Below are 20,076 nucleotides of genomic sequence, written 5' to 3'. Positions count from 1 at the left end.
CCCCAACCTTTGAAGATCGAGAGAATCGATATGAGCAGTCAGATCATTCCTGTTGAACCTTTTGATTGTGTCGTTTTCGGCGGCACGGGCGATCTTGCCGAGCGCAAGCTTCTGCCGGCCCTTTATCACCGGCAGGTCGAAGGCCAGTTCACGGAGCCGACCCGCATCATCGGCGCGTCGCGTTCGGTCATGACCCACGAGGAATATCGCAAATTCGCGCAGGACGCGCTGAAGGAGCACCTGAAGGCCGGCGAATATGACGATGCGCAGGTCGCCACCTTCCTGAACAGGCTTTTCTACGTGCCAGTCGATGCCAAGGGCAATAATGGCTGGGACGTGCTGAAGAAGCTGCTGGACGAGGGCAAGGAGCGCGTGCGCGCCTTCTATCTGGCCGTCGCGCCCGGCATTTTCGGCGATATCGCCGACAAGATCCGCGAGCACAAGCTCATCACCCGCTCGACCCGCATCGTCGTTGAAAAGCCTATCGGCCGCGATCTCGCTTCCGCGCAGGAACTGAACGACACCATCGGCCACGTCTTCAAGGAAGAGCAGATCTTCCGTATCGACCACTATCTCGGCAAGGAGACGGTGCAGAACCTGATGGCGCTGCGTTTCGCCAATGCGCTTTATGAGCCGCTGTGGAATTCCGCCCACATCGACCATGTGCAGATCACCGTTGCCGAAGCGGTCGGCCTGGAAGGCCGCGCGGGTTATTATGACAAGGCCGGTGCGCTGCGCGACATGGTGCAGAACCATATCCTGCAGCTGCTTTGCCTTGTCGCCATGGAACCGCCGGCATCGATGAATGCCGAAGCCGTGCGTGACGAAAAGCTCAAGGTTCTGCGCTCGCTGAAGCCAATCGACACCAGCAACGTCGAAAAGCAGACGGTTCGCGGCCAGTATCGCGCCGGCGCTTCCGCCGGTGGCCCGGTCAAGGGCTATCTGGAAGAGCTGGAAGGTGGCGTTTCCAACACCGAAACCTTCGTCGCCATCAAGGCTGAAATCGCCAACTGGCGCTGGGCCGGCGTTCCTTTCTACATCCGCACGGGAAAACGCCTCGCGACCCGCGTTTCGGAAATCGTCGTCACCTTCAAGCAGATCCCGCATTCGATCTTCGACGATGCGGCCGGCAAGATCGAGGCCAACAAGCTGGTCATTCGCCTGCAGCCGGACGAAGGCGTCAAGCAGTCGCTCCTCATCAAGGACCCCGGCCCGGGCGGCATGCGCCTGCGTCAGGTCTCGCTGGACATGAGCTTCGCCGAAGCCTTCAACGTGCGCAGCCCGGATGCATATGAGCGGCTTTTGATGGACACCATCCGCTCCAACCAGACGCTGTTCATGCGCCGCGACGAAGTGGAAGCGGCGTGGGATTGGGTCGATCCCATTCTCAAGAGCTGGGAAGATCTGGGACAGGGCGTGCAGGGTTACACTGCCGGAACCTGGGGTCCGAGCGGCTCGATCGCACTGATCGAGCGTGACGGCCGCACCTGGCACGATGCCGATTGAGGGCCCGGCGATGAGCGAAACGATACACGTCTTCGACACCGCCGCCGAACTGGCAACCGCTCTTTCGGCAGAGGTTGCCAAACGCCTTGATGCGGCAACGAAGGATCGCGGTGCGGCAAGCATTGCCGTCTCCGGCGGTTCGACGCCCAAGCTGTTCTTTCAGGCGCTTTCCAAACACGATCTCGACTGGCCCAATATCAGCGTGACGCTGGTGGACGAACGTTTCGTGCCGCCGGAAAGCGACCGTTCGAACCATCGTCTCGTTGCCGAGAACCTTTTGCAGAATAAGGCGAAGTCGGCTTATTTCGTGCCGCTGTTCCAGCCGGCGGCCTCGCCGGAGGATGCCGCGACGCTTGCGACCGTCAAGACCGAGGCGATCTGCGACCCGTTCGATGTTGTCATTCTCGGCATGGGAACGGATGGCCATACGGCATCGTTCTTCCCCGGTGGAGACAATCTCTACGAAGCGCTCGATCTCGATGAACCGCGCGGCGTTCTGACCATGGCAGCGGAAAATGCCGGAGAAGAACGGTTGACCTTCAACTTCTCCAGCCTGCACGATGCCGGTTTTCTGGTGCTGCATATCGAAGGCGCTGCCAAGAAGGCGACGCTGGAGAAGGCACAGTCGGGCGAGGATGAGGATGAAATGCCGATCCGCGCCGTGCTGAACCGGGCAGAAACGCCCGTGGATATATACTGGGCGCCATAAGCCAAACGCCACCGCCGCGATTGCGGCCCGGCGACAAAGCGCCCCGAAGACATGAAGACTGAAACACGACAACCGGCCGTTCACCTCCCGGAACGCCGGTTGCCGACCAACGAACAGGATGAACGCCCATGTCCGCCGATTCCCGCATTCAGGCCATCACCGCCCGCATCGTCGAACGTTCCAAGCCCTACCGCGAGACCTATCTCGAGCGGCTGCGGCTGCAGGTCTCGAAAGGCGTTCACCGTTCCGTGCTTTCCTGCGGCAATCTCGCGCATGGATTTGCCGTCTGTTCCCCCGCCGACAAGGACATCCTTGCCGGCGACCGGGTTCCAAACCTCGGCATCATCACCGCCTATAACGACATGCTCTCGGCGCACCAGCCCTATGAGACCTTTCCGGCGATCATCCGCGATGCGGCCAAGGAAGCCGGCGGCATAGCGCAGGTGGCAGGCGCGGTTCCCGCCATGTGCGACGGCGTGACCCAGGGGCAGCCGGGCATGGAGCTTTCGCTGTTTTCCCGCGACGCCATCGCCATGGCGGCCGGCATCGGCCTATCGCACAACATGTTCGACGCCGCCGTCTATCTCGGCGTCTGCGACAAGATCGTGCCCGGCCTCGTCATCGCAGCCCTCGCCTTCGGCCATCTGCCCGCCGTCTTCGTTCCCGCCGGCCCGATGACATCCGGCCTGCCGAACGACGAGAAGTCGCGCGTGCGCCAGCTTTATGCCGAAGGCAAAGTCGGCCGCGCCGAGCTTCTGGAAGCGGAATCGAAATCCTATCACGGCCCCGGCACCTGCACCTTCTACGGCACCGCCAATTCCAACCAGATGCTGATGGAGATCATGGGTTTCCACATGCCCGGTTCCTCCTTCATCAATCCCGGCACGCCGCTGCGCGATGCGTTGACGCGCGAGGCAACGAAGCGGGCGCTGGCAATTACCGCGCAGGGCAACGAGTTCACCCCGGCGGGCGAGATGATCGATGAAAGGTCGGTCGTCAACGGCGTCGTCGGCCTGCATGCGACGGGCGGTTCCACCAACCACACCATGCATCTGATCGCCATGGCGCGCGCAGCCGGCATCATTCTCACCTGGCAGGATATTTCCGATCTCTCCGACATCGTGCCGCTGCTCGCCCGCGTTTACCCGAACGGTCTTGCCGATGTGAACCATTTCCACGCCGCCGGCGGCATGGGCTTCCTCATCAAGCAGCTTTTGAAACAGGGCTTCGTGCATGACGATGTGCGCACCGTCTTCGGACAGGGCCTTGAGGCTTATACCGTGGATGCCATGCTTGACGAGAAGGGCGCGGTTGTCCGCCAGCCCTCCCCCGAGCAGAGCCACGACCCGAAGGTGCTTTCCAGCATTGAGACCCCGTTCCAGCCAACCGGCGGCCTGAAGATGCTGACCGGCAATCTCGGCAAATCGGTCATCAAGATTTCCGCCGTCAAGCCGGAACGTCACATCATCGAAGCGCCGGCTATCGTGTTCCACGACCAGCAGGAGCTTCAGGACGCCTTCAAGGACGGAAAGCTCAACCGCGATTTCATCGCCGTCGTCCGCTTCCAGGGGCCGAAGGCCAATGGCATGCCTGAGCTGCACCGCCTGACACCACCGCTCGGTGTGCTGCAGGATCGCGGCTTCAAGGTGGCGCTGGTGACCGACGGGCGCATGTCCGGCGCTTCCGGCAAGGTGCCGGCCGCCATCCATGTCACGCCGGAAGCCTCCGATTGCGGCCCGATCTCGCTTATCCGCGATGGCGACATCATCCGGCTCGACGCCATTTCGGGAACGCTGGAAGTGCTCGTTTCCGCCGCCGAACTGGCGAAACGCGAACCGGCGCGGGCTGATCTCTCCGGCAATGAATGGGGCATGGGCCGCGAGCTTTTCGCCCCCTTCCGCCGCAATGCCGGTCCGGCTGATCAGGGCGCCAGCGTTCTGTTCCATTGATTTTTGATGGGCGAAGGCCGGGTGCGGCTTTCGCCTTTCAACCCCACTTTGCGGTATCGCCTGAATGCACCTCTCATCGCCGAGAGCTGGTGCAGAAACCGCTTTATTTCCCATGTCTTAAACGTCAGACTTGTCATGCGGCTGTGATGATCGCCCGTTAGGGCCTTCTCAGCCGGCCGCGGGACGGCGGTATAGTTTCGGATGATGGGGCCTGACATGACGATATTCTCAAGCAAACGCCGCGATGTGCTGAAGCTCATGGCCGGCACCGCCCTGCTGCCGCTGATGGCGGCGGCAACGCCAGCGATGGCGCAGGACGTGGCGCTGCGTGCAATCGTCATCTCCGACCTGCATTCGGCCTATGAGCGTATCGGCCAGCTTCTCGCAGCCATCGAAACGCGCATCGCCGCCGACAAGGCGCCCCATATCGTCTTGCTGAACGGCGACCTTTTCGAAATCGGCAATGCGGTGGCCACACGGTCTGCCGGGGAAATCGAATGGACGTTCCTGGCGGCGCTCGCAAAGCTCGCCCCCACCGTCGTCAATATCGGCAATCATGAGCCCGATATCGACAACGATCTCGCCAATTTCGTAAGCCGCGCCCAGGCGCTCGGCATCACCGTGCTGTCCAACATCGTCGACAAGCGCAGCGGAAAGCCTTTTGCTCCTGGTAGCGCCGAAGTGAATGTCGGCGGACAGAGAGTCGTCGTTACGGGTCTCGCCACCAACGCGATCAACACCTATCCAAAGACGACGCGCGAGACGCTCGACATTCCGCAGCCGGTCGAATGGGCCAAGGCCAATCTTCCCGGCATCGTCAAGGCGGGTGCGATCAACATCGTTATGAGCCATGCCGGTGTCGTTGCCGACCGCGATATCCTGCCCCTGCTGCCGGACGGCACGTTGATGATCGGCGGCCATGACCACCTGAACTTCGTGCATGAACAGGGCGCGACCCGATATATTCACACCGGCTCCTGGTGCACCTCCATGACGATTGCGACCATTGCGACACCCGGCAAGGCGGCTGCCATGGAAACGGTCGCGATCGACCTCAATGCGCCTCCCTCCCCGGCTCTCAAAACGCTGATCGAGCAGACGCTCGAAAAGCACCTGACGGCGGAAGAGCGGGCCATCGTCGGTAAAAGCGCGAAGGCGATGAACGTCGATGAGGCGGGCCGCCATGTGGCGCAGCTCATCGCCGCAAAAACCGGCGCGGATGTCGGCTTCATTGCCCATACCTCGCTGGGCGCGGGCCTGCCTGATGGCGATATTCGCCGCTATGATTTTAATGCCTCGGTGCGTTTCGACGGCACGCTGATGGTGACGGAAGTGGATGGCGCGGCGCTTGCCCAAATCCTCAAGCGCTGCAACCAGCACGGCGACATTCCGCTCGCCGCGCGCACCGGCGATTATCTTTACGCCATGCCGGAAAAGCCCGAAACGAAACAGCGCTACAAACTCGTCTGCAACGACTGGTCCGCCATCAATCAGCAAAAATATTTCGGCCGCAGCGATCTTGCCTTCACGGAAGTGCCAGAGTTGAAGTTGAAGCAGACGGTTCTGGGTGGGCTCTCTTAAGCCCACTTCATCACATTGCCTTCAGAACGACCGGATATCGAGCTTCCGGTCTCTATGCGCCGGATGCGTGCTGAACACGAAAATGCGGTCCAGTTCCTTCTGCGTCAGCATGCGCAGGAAGCGTACGTGGATGGTGTTGTTGGCGTTGACGCGCAACATCACGCAGCCGATCTTGGTGATGCGGGCGTCGGGAATATCGAGATAGAACTGGTTCGGCAGGTTATATTTCGTCAGCAGCGCCAGCACCGCTTCGGTCTGGGAGATGCGGATGACATCGCAGCGGCGCGCCGCCATGTGCATCACGGCCTTTTCGGTATATTCGATGCGTGCGGCGTTCATGGTATCTTCCATGCGAAACCGGCTTTCGCGGTCATACATGAAGGATTCTTCCTTGCTCAGGTAATGGTTCCTGATGACACCCGTACCGCTCTGCACGCCCAGACTCCCATGCTCGATCAATGGATTGAGACTAGGTCATAGTCTTTAACAATTCATATCAGCGCAGGCTTAAACAGACCGGAAGCGGGACATTTCCGAGATTTTTCCACAGCGGTAAAAAGGTCAGCAAAAACCCCGGAACGAGGAGGTTCCGGGGCATGGTTTCGGTATCGACGGCGATTAGCTGCGATAGGTCTTGCCCTCGGCGTCGAATAGGTGGAGCTTTTCCTGCGGTGCCGCAAAACGCAGGGTTTCGCCCTTGCCGACGGAAACGATGCCCGGCACCTTGACGATAATCGGTTCCTGCCCCTTGGGCGCTTCGAGATAAAGCAGCGTCACTTCGCCCAGCGCCTCGACGATCGCGACTTTTCCCTCGAAAAGATAATCGTCCCCGGTGACGATGCTCAGATCTTCCGGCCGGACACCGAAGCTCGCAGCCTTGCCCTTTTCGGTTGCGGGCGTCGGAACATAAACGGCGAGCGTCTTGCCGCCGGCAAGTTCGATGGAGGTCCTCTCACCGGTTTCGGTGATCTTTGCAGCGATGATGTTCATGGCGGGCGAGCCGATGAAACGCGCCACGAAAAGATTGGCCGGTCTCTCGTAAAGTTCGAGCGGCGCACCCACCTGTTCCACACGGCCCGCATTCAAAACGACGATACGGTCCGCCAGCGTCATCGCCTCCACCTGGTCGTGGGTGACGTAGATCATCGTCGTATCGGCCATCTGCTCGTTGAGCTTGGCGATCTCGATGCGGGTGGCGACGCGCAGCGCCGCATCGAGGTTCGACAGGGGTTCATCGAACAGGAAGACCTTAGGATTGCGGCAAATGGCGCGGCCGATGGCGACGCGCTGGCGCTGGCCGCCGGAGAGCGCCTTTGGCAGCCGCTCCAGATATTGCGTCAGTTGCAGGATTTCAGCGGCGGCGCGAACGCGGCGGTCGATCTCCTGCTTGTTCTCTTTCGCGATCTTCATGCCGAAGGCCATGTTGTCGTAAACCGTCATATGCGGATAGAGCGCATAGGACTGGAACACCATGGCGATACCCCGCCGCGATGGCGGGATTTCGTTGACGAGCTGGCCGTCAATATACATCTCGCCGCCGGTGATTTCCTCCAGACCGGCGATCATGCGCAGCAGCGTCGATTTTCCGCAGCCCGAGGGACCGACGAAAACGATGAATTCGCCCTGTTCGATCTGAAGATCGATGCCGTGCAGGACCTTCACCTGCCCGTATGATTTGCGGATATCCTTGAGAACGAGACTTGTCATGGGTGTTCCTCCCTCATCTGTCAGGCGTAACGGGCGAAGAATGCGCCCCATGCCGGAAGTTCTACGCTTCTGCCTTCAAGACCGCCTGCAAAGCCGTGGCCTTCGAGAACCTCCCAGTTCCCTTCCGGCAGCGTCGCCTTTGCCGGCGTTGCGGACAGATTGAAGAGGCAAAGCACGGTTTCATTGCCGAGTGTGCGGGTGTAGCTTAGCACTTCGCCCTCAACCGGCTGGAATTCGATGCCGCCCTTGGCAAAAGCGGGATGCTTTTTGCGGAAGCTCAGGAAGCGGCGATAATGTTCCAGCACCGAGGCCTCGTTGCCCTGCTGGGCGCTGACGGCGCGCTGCTTGTGCTCGGCCGGAATGGGCAGCCACGTCTTTTCCGACGTCGAGAAGCCCGCCTGGGCATGACCGGCATCCCACACCATCGGCGTGCGGCAACCGTCGCGGCCCTTGAATTCCGGCCAGAACTGGATGCCGTAGGGATCCTGCAAATCTTCAAAAGCGATGTCCGCTTCGGTGAGGCCGAGCTCCTCGCCCTCATAGATGCAGACGGAACCGCGCTGCGTCATCAAGAGTGCCGAAAGCACCTTGGCGAAGGCGTCCTTGTCCTCGACATGCTCGCCCCAGCGGCTGACATGGCGCACGACATCGTGGTTGGAGAAAGCCCAGCAGGCCCAGCCTTCCGGTGCGGCTTTCGCAAAATCCGCCTGCACATCGGCGACGCGCTGCGGAGTGAGCGCATCGGGGGCGAGGAATTCGAAGGCGTAGCACATCTGCATCTTGTCATCGCCGGATGTATATTCGCCGACGATTTCGAGGCCGCGCTGGCTGTCACCGACTTCGCCGACGGCGGCGATGTCAGGGAACTCGTCCAGCACCGCGCGGAAGCGCTTCAGGAAGGCGATATTTTCCGGGCGGTTCTTGTCGTAGAGATGCTCCTGGAAGTTATAGGGATTGACCGCCGGAGCCGTGGAGGCGTTGCGGCGCTCCGGCGCGAGCGCCGGGTTGTCGCGCAGCTCGAGGTCGTGGAAATAGAAATTGATGGTGTCGAGGCGGAAACCGTCGACGCCGCGCTTCAGCCAGAAACGGGTGATGTTCAGCAGCTCTTCCTGCACTTCCGGATTATGCAGGTTGAGGTCAGGCTGCGAGGTCAGGAAGTTGTGCATGTAATATTGCATGCGGGTCGGATCCCACTGCCAGGCGGAACCGCCAAAGATCGACAGCCAGTTATTGGGCGGCGTGCCGTCCGGCTTGCTGTCCGACCAGACATACCAGTTCGATTTCGGATTGCTGCGGCTGGCGCGGCTTTCCACGAACCACGGATGCTGGTCCGACGTGTGCGACATCACAAGGTCGATCATGACGCGGATGCCAAGGCGATGGGCCTCGGCGATCAGCCCGTCGAAATCGGCAAGCGTGCCGAACATCGGATCGACATCGACATAATTCGAGACGTCGTAACCGAAATCCTTCATCGGCGAGGTGAAGAAGGGCGAAATCCAGATCGCGTCGGCACCCAGATTGGCAATATGCGCCAGACGGTCGGTGATGCCCTTGAGGTCGCCAATGCCATCGCCATTGGAGTCCTGATAGGAGCGCGGGTAAATCTGATAGATAACAGCGCCGCGCCACCAGTCCTTGTTGGGTGTCAAAGCGGAAGTCACCGAAGCGGTCATGGAAGTGTCCTGTCTGGTATGGGCGTTCATGGAATAATCAGCCTCCCTTGACGGAGCCTGCGAGCAGGCCACGCACGAGATAACGTTGAAGAGCAAAGAAGACGCAGAGCGGCACGATGATGGTGACAAAGGCCGAAGCGGTGAGGATTTCCCAATTGCCGCCGCGCGAGCCGAGCAGCGCATTGAGCGCGCCGGTCAGCACCAGCTCGTCCTTCTGCGTGCCGAGGAAGACCATGGCGACGAGCAGGTCGTTCCAGGTCCACAGGAACTGGAAGATGGCGAAGGAGGCGAGCGCCGGAAAGGAGAGCGGCAGGATGATCTTGACGAATATTTCAAAATCGCTCGCGCCATCGACACGGGCGCTTTCGATGATCTCTTTCGGTAGGCCGGAAATATAGTTGCGCAGCAGATAGATGGCGAGCGGCAGGCCGAAGGCGGTGTGCGCCAGCCAGATGCCGGCATAGGTCTTGGATGGCACGCCGAAGATGGTGCCGATTTCATTATAGAGCCTGAGAAGCGGGATCAGCGACATCTGCAGCGGCACGACGATAAGGCCCACCACCATGGCAATCAGCAGATTGCGGCCGGAAAAGCTCATCCATGACAGCGCATAGGCGGCGAAGGCGGCAATCAGGATCGGGATGACGGTTGCCGGCACGGCGACGGTGAGCGAGTTGACGAAGGACTGGCCGATGCCTTCCGAGGTCAGGACCGTGCGATAATTATCGAGCGTGAAGACGGGCGGCGTCGCGACGGAGATGTAAACGCGCTTGCCGCGAGAGCCTTCAAAGCTCGCGGCCTTGCTATATTCATAGGTGCCGTCCGTATTGACGAGCAATGTTTCGCCGTCACCGATATCGGCCGCCTCGCCGGCTTTGAACGCCGTGGGTTCCTGTACGCGAACGCCGAAGGCCGCAACCTTGCCGCCCTCTCCGCTTTCGAAAACATTGCCCGATATGACATAGCGGTTACCTTCCTGCTTCTGCACGGAAGCATCGGCGAGGCGCACTGCCGAGGTCTGTTCTGAACTGGAGAAGGCCGTCCACCAGCCCGACACGGTGATCTGGTCCTTGTCGCGCAGCGAGCTGACGAGAATGCCGAGCGTTGGCAGGAGCCAGAGCAGCACGACGACCAGAACGCTGGCATGGACGATGAGGCGCGGCAGGCCGACGCGGCGAAGGCGTTTGAAAATATTCATCTCAGCGGCCCTCCATCTCGCGGTTTGCCTGGCGGATATTCCAGACCATGATCGGGGTGACGGCCGCCATGATGATGAGCGCGATGACCGCACTTCGGCCGCTGTCGCCACCGCCGCGGAACATCCAGTCGAACATGAGATTGGCGAGAACCATGGTGTTCCATTGCCCGTTGGTCATGGTCAGTACGATATCGAAGACCTTGAGCACGAGAATGGTGATCGTCGTCCAGACGACGGCGATGGTGCCCCAGATTTGCGGCACCATGATCTTCCAGAAGATCTGCCAGCCATTGGCCCCGTCGATGACGGCCGCCTCGATGGTTTCTTCCGGAATGCCGCGCAGCGCCGCCGACAGGATGACCATGGCAAAACCGGTCTGGATCCAGATGAGGATGATCATCAGGAAAAAATTGTTCCAGAAGGGCATGGAAATCCAGACCTCGGGATTGCCGCCGAAAAACTCGACGATGGCGTTCAAGAGGCCGATCTGCACCTGCCCTTCGGCGCGGTATTCATAGATGAACTTCCAGATGACGGAGGCGCCAACGAAGGAGATCGCCATCGGCATGAAGACGATGGATTTGGCGATATTGCCCCACCAGATGCGGTCGGTCATGACCGCGATAACGAGGCCGAAGAAGGTGCAGGCGGCCGGAACGACGGCCAGCCAGAGGATATTGTTGAAGATCGACTGCCGGAAACCGGCATCGAAAAACGCCCAGCGATAATTGGCAAGACCGACGAATTCGCTGCCGGTCCGGTCATAGAAAGACAGGATCAGCGTGGCGATGACAGGGTAAACCAGATAGACCAGCAGGAGGATCAAAGCCGGACCGATGAACAGCCAGGGCCGGACCGCCGCGCGGCGATTGAGGTTACGGGATGCCTGCAATACGTCTCCCGAGCGGACCGGAAAGATCGCCTGAAGCACCTTGTCGGATAGCCAGTAATAGGCAGCGCAGGCAAAGACCCCCGCCACCATCACGCCGATGGCCGAAACGAGTTGTTGAGCCATGTTCCCTCCCTTGATCCTCTCCGCGCCGCGCTGATTTATGCGGTCGTCGGGGCAGCGCCGTTGGTAAGGGCCCGGCAGCAAACCGCCGGGCCCGATCCGATATCTTTACTTCAGGCCGTCCCAGGCCTTCTGGATATCGCTCGCGACCTGATCCGCGGACTTGCCGCCGACGAAATCGATCATGCCGGTCCAGAATGCACCAGCGCCGATCTTGCCGGGCATGAGGTCGGAACCGTCGAAGCCGAAGCTTGTCGCGGTCGTCAGGATTTCACCCTGTCGCTTCATCTGCTCATTGGCATAGGCATCGACATTCACACCCTTATAGGGCGTGAGGAAGCTGGACTGCGCCATCCAGACCTCATGGGCGATCGGCGTTTGCAGGAATTCGACGAAAGCCTTGGCGGCAGGCGCTTCCTTGGTGATGGTGACCAGCGTGCCAGCGCCGAGAACCGGCTTGCCGAGGTCAGGCTTGGACGCGTAAGTCGGCATGTAGAAGAAATCCGCATCCGTCCCCACTTTGGTGCCTTCCGGGAAGAAGGACGGAATGAACGACGCCTGATGGTGCAGGTAGCACTTCGGGGGAATGTCGAAGAGGCCCTTGGGGCTGTCGCGGAAATCGGTGGAGGCCACCGCCGCGACGCCGCCGCTGACATATTTTTCGTTCTTGGCGAATTTGCCGAATTCGTTGATCGCTTCGACCACGGCCGGATCGGTGAACTTGACCTCGTTGGTCGTCCATTTCTGGTAGACGTCGAGCGGCTGGGTGCGCAGCATCAGGTCTTCCACCCAGTCCGTTGCCGGCCAGCCGGTTGCCCCGCCGGAACCGAGACCGATGCACCAGGGCGTGCCGCCATCGGCAACGATCTGGTCCGTCAGCTTGAACAGGTCTTCCATGCTCTCGGGCACCTTGTAGCCCGCTTCCTCGAAGTTCTCAGGCACGTACCAGACAAGCGACTTCACGTCCGCCTTGAAGGGAAAGGCGAAATAGGCCTTGTTGCCGTCCTTGCCCTTGTAGCTGCCGAGGTCGACCCAGGACTGGCCCGCGCCGTAATTTTCCTTGACCCAGTCGGCAGTCTTTTCGCCGAGCGGCACGAGGAAGCCCTTGGCGGCCAGATCGGCCAGAAGGCCGGGCTGCGGCAGGATGGCGATATTGGGCGGCGAACCCGCCTGCGTATCGATGACGATCTGCTGCTCGTAATTTTCCGACGAGGAATAACGGACGTTCACGCCGGTCGCATCGGCGAAGTAGGCGAGCACCGACTGGAACAGGGCCTCGTCTTCACCGCGCCACGGGCCGAAAATCGTCAGCGTCTGGCCTTTCAGATCGGCATGGGCCGCCTTGAAGTCCTCGTAGCTTTTCCAGTTGAACTTGGCGTCGCCGCCGGGTGCAAACTTCAGGTCGGCGGCGAAGGCCGCACCGGACAGCAAAGCCATGACGGCGGCCGTCGCCAAAAGAGTCTTCTGCATGTGATTTACCTCCCATCACATAAAAGGCTCAAAGCGTCCTCTCCAATCAAAGCGCTTTGGCTGCCTATTCATCTCATTGTCATTAAGACGGAGTCAAGAGGCTCTTTCTGCGGAAACGTTGCAGCGCCCTATGAATATTTAATTCGGAAGGCGGCTATCCTTTTCGATTGAGAAATGCGGTGGAGACTGGTAAAAATCTAAAGCGCTTTGGGAATTGAGGAGAGGCTTTGCCGTATTCCCGAGGCGCGCGCATGGAGGAATGACAGACATGAACCTGAAACAGCTGTCGCAACTGCTGGGCATTTCGCAGACGACCATCAGCAGAGCGCTCAACGGCTATCCGGAAGTCAGCGCCGAAACGCGCCGCCGCGTCATGGAGGCTGCCGAAAAGACGGGCTATCGCCCGAATGCCGCGGCACAGCGGCTGGCGACAGGCAAGGTTGGCTCCATCGGGCTTGTCATGCCGATTGGCGAGCATCACCGTTCCGACGTGCATTTCGGCGAATTCCTGAGCGGTCTCGGAGAAGAGGCATCACGCAGCGGCTTTCATCTCGTGATCATGCCGACCGAGCCGGAAAAGGAGCGCGAAGCCCTGCGGGGGCTCGCCGCAAGCGGCAGCGTCGATGGCATCTATCTCGCCTATATGAAGAAGAACGACCCGCGCATCGCCATGATGCAATCGCTCTCCCTGCCCTTCCTCGTGCATGGCCGCTCCGTTGGCGTGGAGGAGGATTATCCCTATCTCGACGTGGACAATGAGGGTGCCTTCCGCGATGCGACCCAGCTTCTCCTCCAGCTTGGCCATACGCGGATCGGGCTTCTGAACGGCCCGGAGGGTTATGATTTCACCTACCGGCGCTGTCTCGGGGTGGAAAAGGCGCTTTCGGCAAATGGCCTGACATTGCATGCGAACAACAAGCGACACAGCAGCATGACCGACGAGGAAGGTTATCTAGGCATGGAAGCCTTGCTGTCACGCCCGGAAAAGCCGACCGCCATTCTCTGCGCCAGTACCGCGCTTGCGCTCGGCGCGATCCGTTCGCTCAACCAGCGCGGCCTGAAACCCGGCAAGGATATTTCGCTTATCGCCCATGACGACGTACTGCCGCTTTTGAAGCCCGATAATTTTTCCGTGCCGCTGACCACCACCCGCTCGTCGCTCAGGGCGGCGGGCGTGCGCGTCGGCCAGCGCCTGATCAACCGGATCAAGCTCAACCAGACGGAACCGCATCAGGAACTCTGGAAGGCGGAACTGGTGGTGCGCGCTTCGACGGGGCCGGCTCCGAAAACGTAAAGGCTGGCCTCCATCCCCCGGCCGTCATACCGGCCTTGAGCCAGTATCCAGCCAGCCCAAGTCCTTGGGCTGAAAAGAGTCGTCTCGCCGCGCAGACGCGCGTCGGCTGGATTCCGGCTCAAGGCCGGAATGACGGAAGTGAGGGCGCAGCGCACAAAAATCGCTGTGCCGTGTAGTTCGATTGAACGCGACAGGCTTAAAACTTCGGCGCGGTCAGACCCAGCGCGCGATGTGCGGCGATGACGGTGTTGGCCATCAGCATGGCGATCGTCATCGGGCCGACGCCGCCCGGAACGGGCGTGATGGCGGCGGCAACGGCGCTCGCCTCGTCATAGGCGACATCGCCCACCAGCTTCGACTTGCCTTCGCCTTTTTCCGGCGCCGGAATGCGGTTGATGCCGACATCGATGACCGTCGCGCCGGGCTTTACCCAGTCGCCCTTGACCATCGCCGCGCGACCGACCGCCGCGACCAGAATATCCGCCGTTTTGCAGATGCCGGCCAGATCCTTGGTGCGGGAATGCGCCATCGTCACCGTGGCATTGGCATTCAGGAGAAGCTGGCCCATGGGCTTGCCGAACAGGTTGGAGCGGCCGATGACCACGGCGTTGAGGCCGGAAAGGTCTTCGCCGTGAATACCACGTACCAGAAGCATGGCGCCGGCAGGCGTGCAGGAAATGAGACCGGTTGCGAGATCGCCGGTCGCGAGCTTACCGGCATTCAGCACGCTCAAGCCATCCACATCCTTCTCCGGCAGGATCGACTGGATGATCTCATCGGAATTGAAGTGTTTCGGCAGGGGAAGCTGCACCAGAATGCCATGGATGGAGGCATCGGCATTCAATTCGCCGACAAGCTTCAGGAGTGCGGCCTGCGTGGTTTCCTCCGGCAGCGTGTGCTGGATGGAGTTGAAACCGCATTGCTTGGCCATCTTGCTCTTGGAGTTCACGTAAGCGTGGCTGGCCGGATCGTTTCCGACGATGACAACCGCGAGACCGGGCTTTACGCCCTTTTCCGCCTCAAGCGCTTCTGCCGATTTGCGGACCGCCTCCGTTACCGAAGCCGCCTTCGCCTTCCCGTCAATCACAACTGCCATGCGTCCTGCTCCTGCTGGGTTACGTAGGCTCCGTATGGTGCCCCCTTCGCAGGAATGCAAGCGAAAATGCGGCGTTTTCAGGCTGTTTTGCGGTAGTCTTCGCGGCGATCGGCGTAATCGGCAAGACGCTCTCTCAGGAACGCCAGTTCGCGTCGCAATTCCATCAGTTCCTCAGCTTCGGCCTGGGCATGGTCGAAGTCCCCGGCCAAGGCTTCGGCCAGAAGCGGTGGAAGTCCGGAAGAGGCCGGATCAGCACTCCTGACCGTGCGGTTGCCCATCAGGACCTGCCGCACGCGCTCGTCCAGCGGCATGTCGTCGTCGTCATTGACGGCCTCGCCGTAATAATCGGCAAAGCCGTCTTCCTCCGGCTTGATGTCCTCTGCGGCGACGTCCGGCAGATCGTCGAACACAGCGGGCTCGATCGGTTCGAATTCGGAAATCTGCAGAGACTCGACCGGCGGCTCGACGGAGGATGGAAGTTGCGCGCCCTCTTCGCTGAGCAATGCGCCCTCCTCTTCCTCATCATGGCGACGGTAGCTCAGGAGATAAAGACTGCCCATCAGGCCGATCAAGGCGCCGCCGCCCGCCAGCATGGCAGCTTGCGTCAGATCGCGGGTCAACTCGCCGGGGGCGGCCTTTTTCACCAAACGGGTCTCGACCGCGGGCGTGGCGGAGGCGGAGAGGTCGCGGCGTTCGCTTGCCTCGAGATAGACATTTCGCGCCGTTTCCAGTTCGCCCTGCAATCTGGAGAACTCGCCGGGGACGACACCGAGTTCGTTCAGGCGGTCGAGGTATTTCTTTTGCTCGCCATTGGCGGTCGCGATCTCCTGAGAGATGCGCTTTTCATCCGCCCGCAGGCCTTCCAGCAATTGCCGCAATGCGGGGGCGGCAAGCGCCTGTGCGGCATCCACCGCATTCTGGGCGGCGATGCGGCGGGGGTGTTTCGGGCCGTAATCGACCGAAACCGCAGCAAGCGCCATGCTGGCGGTCGAGTGTTTCTGCCTGATATCCTCAAGCGCCGAAAAACCCACGCCGGCCGGCAGAGGCTTCGCAAAGACATCATTCGGCTTCAGCGCTGAAGCCGCCGTCAGATCGGCCTGAACGGACACTTGCTGCCGGGTGGTTCGCGCCAGATTGTCGTTTACGTCGCGCAGCTGCTGTTCGAGTTGCTGCGCCTCGGCCATCACGGCATCACCGTGGCGCATCTGGAAACCGTTCAGCGCGGCTTCCGCCTCATCGAGCCTTGTCCGCGCCCTCTCCGTCTCGCGCATGGCGGGCGTCATGGTGCCGGCCTTGCCATCGGCGATCACGCGCATCGAAAGATAATCGGTCAGCCGCATGGCGGTTTCCGGCGTTGCGGCCTTGCCGGTCACGATCAGCGTATTTTCATCCGGAGTGAGTTCCAGCCGGATCGCTTCGCCCACCGCACCGTTCAGCGCCTCGCGCTCGGATAGCGGACGCGCATCCGCGCCGGTCAGAAGGTCGAAAAGCAGGCCAAGCTCACCCTGATTGCGAACGCCGACCATATCGGCGGACTTCAGCTTGAGATCGGCGGTTATACGGTCGAGCCCGGAGGGTGAAAGCAGGGTACGACGCGCCATCGCGAGAAAACGGGCAGCATCGGGGGCATCGTAAGCGGTCTGGGAGACCTCGATCCGGGCCTGAGAAACATAACCGCGAAAGCCCGAATCGACGAGCAGAAGCGGAAGGGCAGCCCCGGCAACGGTGGCAGCGGCGATGCAGCCGGACGTCAGGAGCCGCCGACAATGTCTGCGCCATTGCGATACGGGCACAGCGACATCATCCTCGTCAGGGCGGATCGCCATCATGTCCGGATTGTCATCAACCATCTCAAGCCGTCTGCCGCCCTCGGTGCCGCCCGCGACGGGCGACTGTCAAAACCTTACGAGAGGTTAAAGGATCGTGGCAAACAAATGGTTAACGCAACGCCTGCGGGAACGGCATCAGCTCTTGCCGAGCGCGATGTGCCAGGGTTCGGCACAAAGGCTGTAAAGCCAGCTCATGTGAAGCTTACGGAAAATTTCCGGCATGCCGGCCACTTCCGACGACAGGACCTTGAACAGCGGGCCAACCGCGATGGTGACCCGTGCATTCTCACGGCTGACGGTGCGGTGCAGCCATGTCTCCTGGTTTTCCTTCAACATTCCCGCCAGCAGAACATCCACCTTAACGCCCGATGCATCGCGGTTCAGCATGACGAAATCGTGCCAGGGCGCGTGCGCCCGCAACCTGGCAAGAACCTCGCCGATCTGCGCCGCATCATCTCCCGCCACACCGATGCGCTTCGGCACGGCCATATAGGTGAGAAGCGCCATCACAAAGGCGACGCCGTCGATGGGCGCAGGCAAAGGCTCCCCATTCTCGCTGCGCGCGGCGGCCCTCATTGCTTTGCCCTGCGGCAGAAGCATGCAGCTTTCCAGAATCTGCCGGTAGGCGTTGTTCTTGAGCGAAAGTTTCGCCTTCTCGATGGTGAGAAAGGACAGCATCGTGTGTCCTTCACAGGCAGACGCCCTGGCGCTGACCAATTCCAGCGCCCCATTCCAGTCGAGATCACAGACGCGCAGTCCGTGGATATTCCGTTGCGATTCCGGCCGCGCGAAACCTGACGCGAAACTCATTGCCAACCCCCAAATGCCAAACCCATCGCCACCGATCCAATGCATGGTCTGCGGGATGGTGGTTCATGGGCTTGTTATACAGGTGCAGGTTGAATTTAGCTTGAAAGCAATCTCTAGAATGCCTGGGGATGCGGCAAGAGACAATTAACCAGAACGATGCTCCGCATCCCCTATCCGGCCGACGCCCCTCGCCTGCTGGTCGTCAGTGGCTTGGCGCCGCTTCTTTGCCGACTTCGGCCTTCTCGCCCTCGACGAGCTTGACCGAACGGGGCGTGCCATTGCTGTTCTGCTCGCGGATGTCGGCTTTCGACAGATAATCGAGCTGTTCAATCAGCACGTCCTCGACCACCTCGTCATCGAGCCTTTTGTTCAGCCCCTCGCGGATGCGCTGCTTGAAGGCTTCTGGATCGAAGGTGGAAATATTGGCGATATTGACCATGGAAGAACCCGCAAGCAGCGTGAACAGTTCATCGGTCATCAACTGCGTTGCCGGCAGCTCGATCTTCGCCATCTTGGTCTTGTCGACGCGCAGCGAAATGCGGCTGAGGAAATAGCCGTTTACCCCGCCATCATTGATGACGGGGATCGTGATGCTTTCGCCCTTGACCAGTTGCAGATTGGCCTTTTTCGCCCCCGCCTCATCCGGCGCGGGCGCCGTCGCCAACTGGACAGAGAAATACACCGCGCCGAGCGTGACGGCGCAAACCCAGACGCCAGTGAGAAGAAGCTTCAACATCAGGAGGCTGCGCCGTACATGAACTGTTCCTGCGAATAGGTGCCGTCCGTATCGGCTTCCTGAATGGCGTTCTTCAAGAGGTCCGCAACCGCGCGAACCGCATTCAGATGCGCCTCGACGCGGCTGGCATTGGTGGCGAGCTTGGACTTGATGCCCTTGACCTGCTCCATGTAACCGGCGGCGATTTCCTCGCGCGGCGTATCGCGGAACAGCATCGTCAGCTCATAGAGGCAACGGCTCTTGTGGGCGTTGGAGACCTTGAAATCGAACTGGGGGTCCTTACCGATATTGTCGTTCTCGTTGTCGATGATCATCTCAAGGCGGCCGAGAACGGATTGGATACGGTGGTCGTTCGACATAAGGTCCATGCTTGTCTCCTCGTTAAGGTTTTTCATTCTCAAGCCTCGTCCGTTTTCTCATTGGAAACGCCGAGGACCTGCCGCTCGAACTCCGCCACCATCCGAATTGCAGCATTATTGTCTTTTTCATTCATCGATACGTCGGTAATGCCTTTGCTTTCAGCCTTCCGAAGCGCATCCTTGTAAGCCTGTTCCGCGATGCCGACGCCGCCATTTCTGGAAATCGTGTCGGCAAACTGTTCGGCCATCATGCTCTTCCAGATCTCGCCGGCATTGCCCTTGCCGTAAACTTCCTCGCTGTCTTTCGGCAGCATGTTGGCCACGAAGGTCTGGAGCACCGAGGCTTCATATTTGCGGTATGTTTCCGGGATTTCGGTGCGGGCCGCGCGAATATTGGTGTCGCCGAGACCAGCCTTGGAGGAGGCGCCATCCAGCATGTCGACCGCGGCGCCAAAGCCCTTGCCGGCATCGGCAAGGCTGGTTGCGGCAAAAGCCGCCTTGTTCGCCTTGAGTTTTTCCTGGGCGACCTGAACTTCCTGGGGGTCCGCAGCGCGAACCACATCCATCACCAGATCACTTATCACCGATATCGCCACGTCCAGATCTCCCGAGCTGACGAATGGGCGGCACAGAAAGCCGGCGCATCCGCTCAATCAAGAAACATCGCCGGAGACGTCGTCAAAAACGCCCGCGATGCAACAATAGGACAGACTATGGATCGCCAACCTTGCTGGAGGCTGGTGTGTGGGAAACATTCGTAATTTCTAACAAATCATAGATTGCATTATCGTCGGCCTCGCGGTCCTCTAGATCGCGCGCAAGGTGCATCCTGTCCTCCAGCCGGTCAGCCTTGGTCTTTTCCTTCAGGACCTTGTTTTCCTGAAATTGCTGAACGCCTTCAAGCTGGCGGTCCTGGACGACGAGACGGCCGTAGCGGTCCGAATAGTGCCGGGAAAATGTCTGGTGCACCGGTTCCATGGAACTCATGGCCTCCAGCACGTTCTCCATGGATTGCGCAACTTCCGCCCGTGTGCGGGTGGTATCGGCCAGTTCCACCTCGGCCATTTTTTCCATGTGCCGCTGGACTGTTACCAGACGCTTGAGTTTGGCCGAGCGCTTGTCCGAAGCCATCGCATTTCCCCCG

Annotated in this window: 18 protein-coding genes; 5 read left to right on the top strand and 13 right to left on the bottom strand. The window is 60.4% G+C overall.

The features are described 5' to 3' along the window. The first annotated feature begins 30 nt into the window (after nucleotides 1-30). The 4 genes from zwf to PH605_RS02250 all read left to right on the top strand — a co-directional run bounded on the left by zwf (nucleotide 31) and on the right by PH605_RS02250 (nucleotide 5,745). Nucleotides 31-1,506: a glucose-6-phosphate dehydrogenase gene (zwf, locus tag PH605_RS02265; protein WP_065654429.1), complete on the top strand. Its 1,476-nt coding sequence runs from the start codon at nucleotides 31-33 to the stop codon at nucleotides 1,504-1,506. Nucleotides 1,507-1,516: 10 nt separating this feature from the next. After that, a complete protein-coding gene (gene pgl, locus PH605_RS02260) occupies nucleotides 1,517-2,215 on the top strand; it encodes a 6-phosphogluconolactonase (protein ID WP_142844020.1) in 699 nt (232 codons plus the stop codon). A 128-nt stretch (nucleotides 2,216-2,343) separates the two neighbouring features. Beyond that, nucleotides 2,344-4,164 carry a phosphogluconate dehydratase gene (gene edd, locus PH605_RS02255; protein ID WP_104679319.1) on the top strand — a complete coding sequence of 607 codons (1,821 nt, stop codon included), beginning with the start codon at nucleotides 2,344-2,346 and terminating at the stop codon, nucleotides 4,162-4,164. A gap of 216 nt (nucleotides 4,165-4,380) precedes the next feature. Further along, complete coding sequence (locus tag PH605_RS02250; protein ID WP_142844021.1) at nucleotides 4,381-5,745, top strand: metallophosphoesterase; 1,365 nt, start codon at nucleotides 4,381-4,383, stop codon at nucleotides 5,743-5,745. A 21-nt stretch (nucleotides 5,746-5,766) separates the two neighbouring features. On the opposite strand, the gene PH605_RS02245 is transcribed toward PH605_RS02250, so the two are convergent. The 6 genes from PH605_RS02245 to PH605_RS02220 all read right to left on the bottom strand — a co-directional run bounded on the left by PH605_RS02245 (nucleotide 5,767) and on the right by PH605_RS02220 (nucleotide 12,808). Beyond that, nucleotides 5,767-6,123 carry a hypothetical protein gene (locus tag PH605_RS02245; RefSeq protein ID WP_035236048.1) on the bottom strand — a complete coding sequence of 119 codons (357 nt, stop codon included), beginning with the start codon at nucleotides 6,121-6,123 and terminating at the stop codon, nucleotides 5,767-5,769. A 240-nt stretch (nucleotides 6,124-6,363) separates the two neighbouring features. Further along, nucleotides 6,364-7,452: an ABC transporter ATP-binding protein gene (locus PH605_RS02240; protein ID WP_142844022.1), complete on the bottom strand. Its 1,089-nt coding sequence runs from the start codon at nucleotides 7,450-7,452 to the stop codon at nucleotides 6,364-6,366. Nucleotides 7,453-7,472: 20 nt separating this feature from the next. Continuing rightward, nucleotides 7,473-9,128, bottom strand: a complete 1,656-nt coding sequence (gene bglA, locus PH605_RS02235) for a beta-galactosidase BglA (RefSeq protein WP_059760843.1) — start codon at nucleotides 9,126-9,128, stop codon at nucleotides 7,473-7,475. Between the two features lie 37 nt (nucleotides 9,129-9,165). Next, nucleotides 9,166-10,326: a carbohydrate ABC transporter permease gene (locus PH605_RS02230; protein ID WP_142844023.1), complete on the bottom strand. Its 1,161-nt coding sequence runs from the start codon at nucleotides 10,324-10,326 to the stop codon at nucleotides 9,166-9,168. A 1-nt stretch (nucleotide 10,327) separates the two neighbouring features. Beyond that, entirely contained in the window at nucleotides 10,328-11,341 is a 1,014-nt protein-coding gene (locus PH605_RS02225; RefSeq protein WP_004432574.1) for a carbohydrate ABC transporter permease, read from the bottom strand. A 105-nt stretch (nucleotides 11,342-11,446) separates the two neighbouring features. Further along, nucleotides 11,447-12,808 (bottom strand): ABC transporter substrate-binding protein, encoded by a 1,362-nt coding sequence (locus tag PH605_RS02220; RefSeq protein ID WP_142844024.1) that lies wholly within the window; start codon nucleotides 12,806-12,808, stop codon nucleotides 11,447-11,449. Between the two features lie 268 nt (nucleotides 12,809-13,076). Here PH605_RS02220 and PH605_RS02215 point away from each other — a divergent pair, with 268 nt between their 5' ends. Next, complete coding sequence (locus PH605_RS02215; RefSeq protein ID WP_020812905.1) at nucleotides 13,077-14,102, top strand: LacI family DNA-binding transcriptional regulator; 1,026 nt, start codon at nucleotides 13,077-13,079, stop codon at nucleotides 14,100-14,102. A 196-nt stretch (nucleotides 14,103-14,298) separates the two neighbouring features. On the opposite strand, the gene folD is transcribed toward PH605_RS02215, so the two are convergent. The 7 genes from folD to PH605_RS02180 form a co-directional block, all read right to left on the bottom strand. Next, nucleotides 14,299-15,198, bottom strand: a complete 900-nt coding sequence (gene folD, locus PH605_RS02210; protein ID WP_078051250.1) for a bifunctional methylenetetrahydrofolate dehydrogenase/methenyltetrahydrofolate cyclohydrolase FolD — start codon at nucleotides 15,196-15,198, stop codon at nucleotides 14,299-14,301. A gap of 77 nt (nucleotides 15,199-15,275) precedes the next feature. Then, nucleotides 15,276-17,048 (bottom strand): GumC family protein, encoded by a 1,773-nt coding sequence (locus PH605_RS02205; protein ID WP_142844025.1) that lies wholly within the window; start codon nucleotides 17,046-17,048, stop codon nucleotides 15,276-15,278. A 114-nt stretch (nucleotides 17,049-17,162) separates the two neighbouring features. Beyond that, nucleotides 17,163-17,837: a WecB/TagA/CpsF family glycosyltransferase gene (locus PH605_RS02200; RefSeq protein WP_142844026.1), complete on the bottom strand. Its 675-nt coding sequence runs from the start codon at nucleotides 17,835-17,837 to the stop codon at nucleotides 17,163-17,165. A 202-nt stretch (nucleotides 17,838-18,039) separates the two neighbouring features. Then, nucleotides 18,040-18,573 (bottom strand): flagellar basal body-associated FliL family protein, encoded by a 534-nt coding sequence (locus tag PH605_RS02195; RefSeq protein ID WP_142844027.1) that lies wholly within the window; start codon nucleotides 18,571-18,573, stop codon nucleotides 18,040-18,042. Continuing rightward, nucleotides 18,573-18,941, bottom strand: a complete 369-nt coding sequence (locus tag PH605_RS02190) for a hypothetical protein (RefSeq protein WP_026363659.1) — start codon at nucleotides 18,939-18,941, stop codon at nucleotides 18,573-18,575. The genes PH605_RS02195 and PH605_RS02190 overlap by 1 nt, the downstream gene beginning before the upstream one ends. Nucleotides 18,942-18,970: 29 nt before the next feature. Beyond that, the gene (locus PH605_RS02185) at nucleotides 18,971-19,528 is read right to left on the bottom strand and encodes a rod-binding protein (RefSeq protein WP_065654443.1); all 558 of its coding nucleotides are present in this window, start codon (nucleotides 19,526-19,528) and stop codon (nucleotides 18,971-18,973) included. Between the two features lie 115 nt (nucleotides 19,529-19,643). Then, nucleotides 19,644-20,063: a hypothetical protein gene (locus tag PH605_RS02180; protein ID WP_004432556.1), complete on the bottom strand. Its 420-nt coding sequence runs from the start codon at nucleotides 20,061-20,063 to the stop codon at nucleotides 19,644-19,646. Nucleotides 20,064-20,076 lie beyond the last annotated feature (13 nt).

Source organism: Agrobacterium sp. CFBP 3001 (assembly GCF_027871605.1).
Lineage (GTDB): Bacteria > Pseudomonadota > Alphaproteobacteria > Rhizobiales > Rhizobiaceae > Agrobacterium > Agrobacterium leguminum.
Note: the sequence above shows the minus strand (reverse complement) of the source record. Positions and strands in the feature narration are given on the sequence as shown.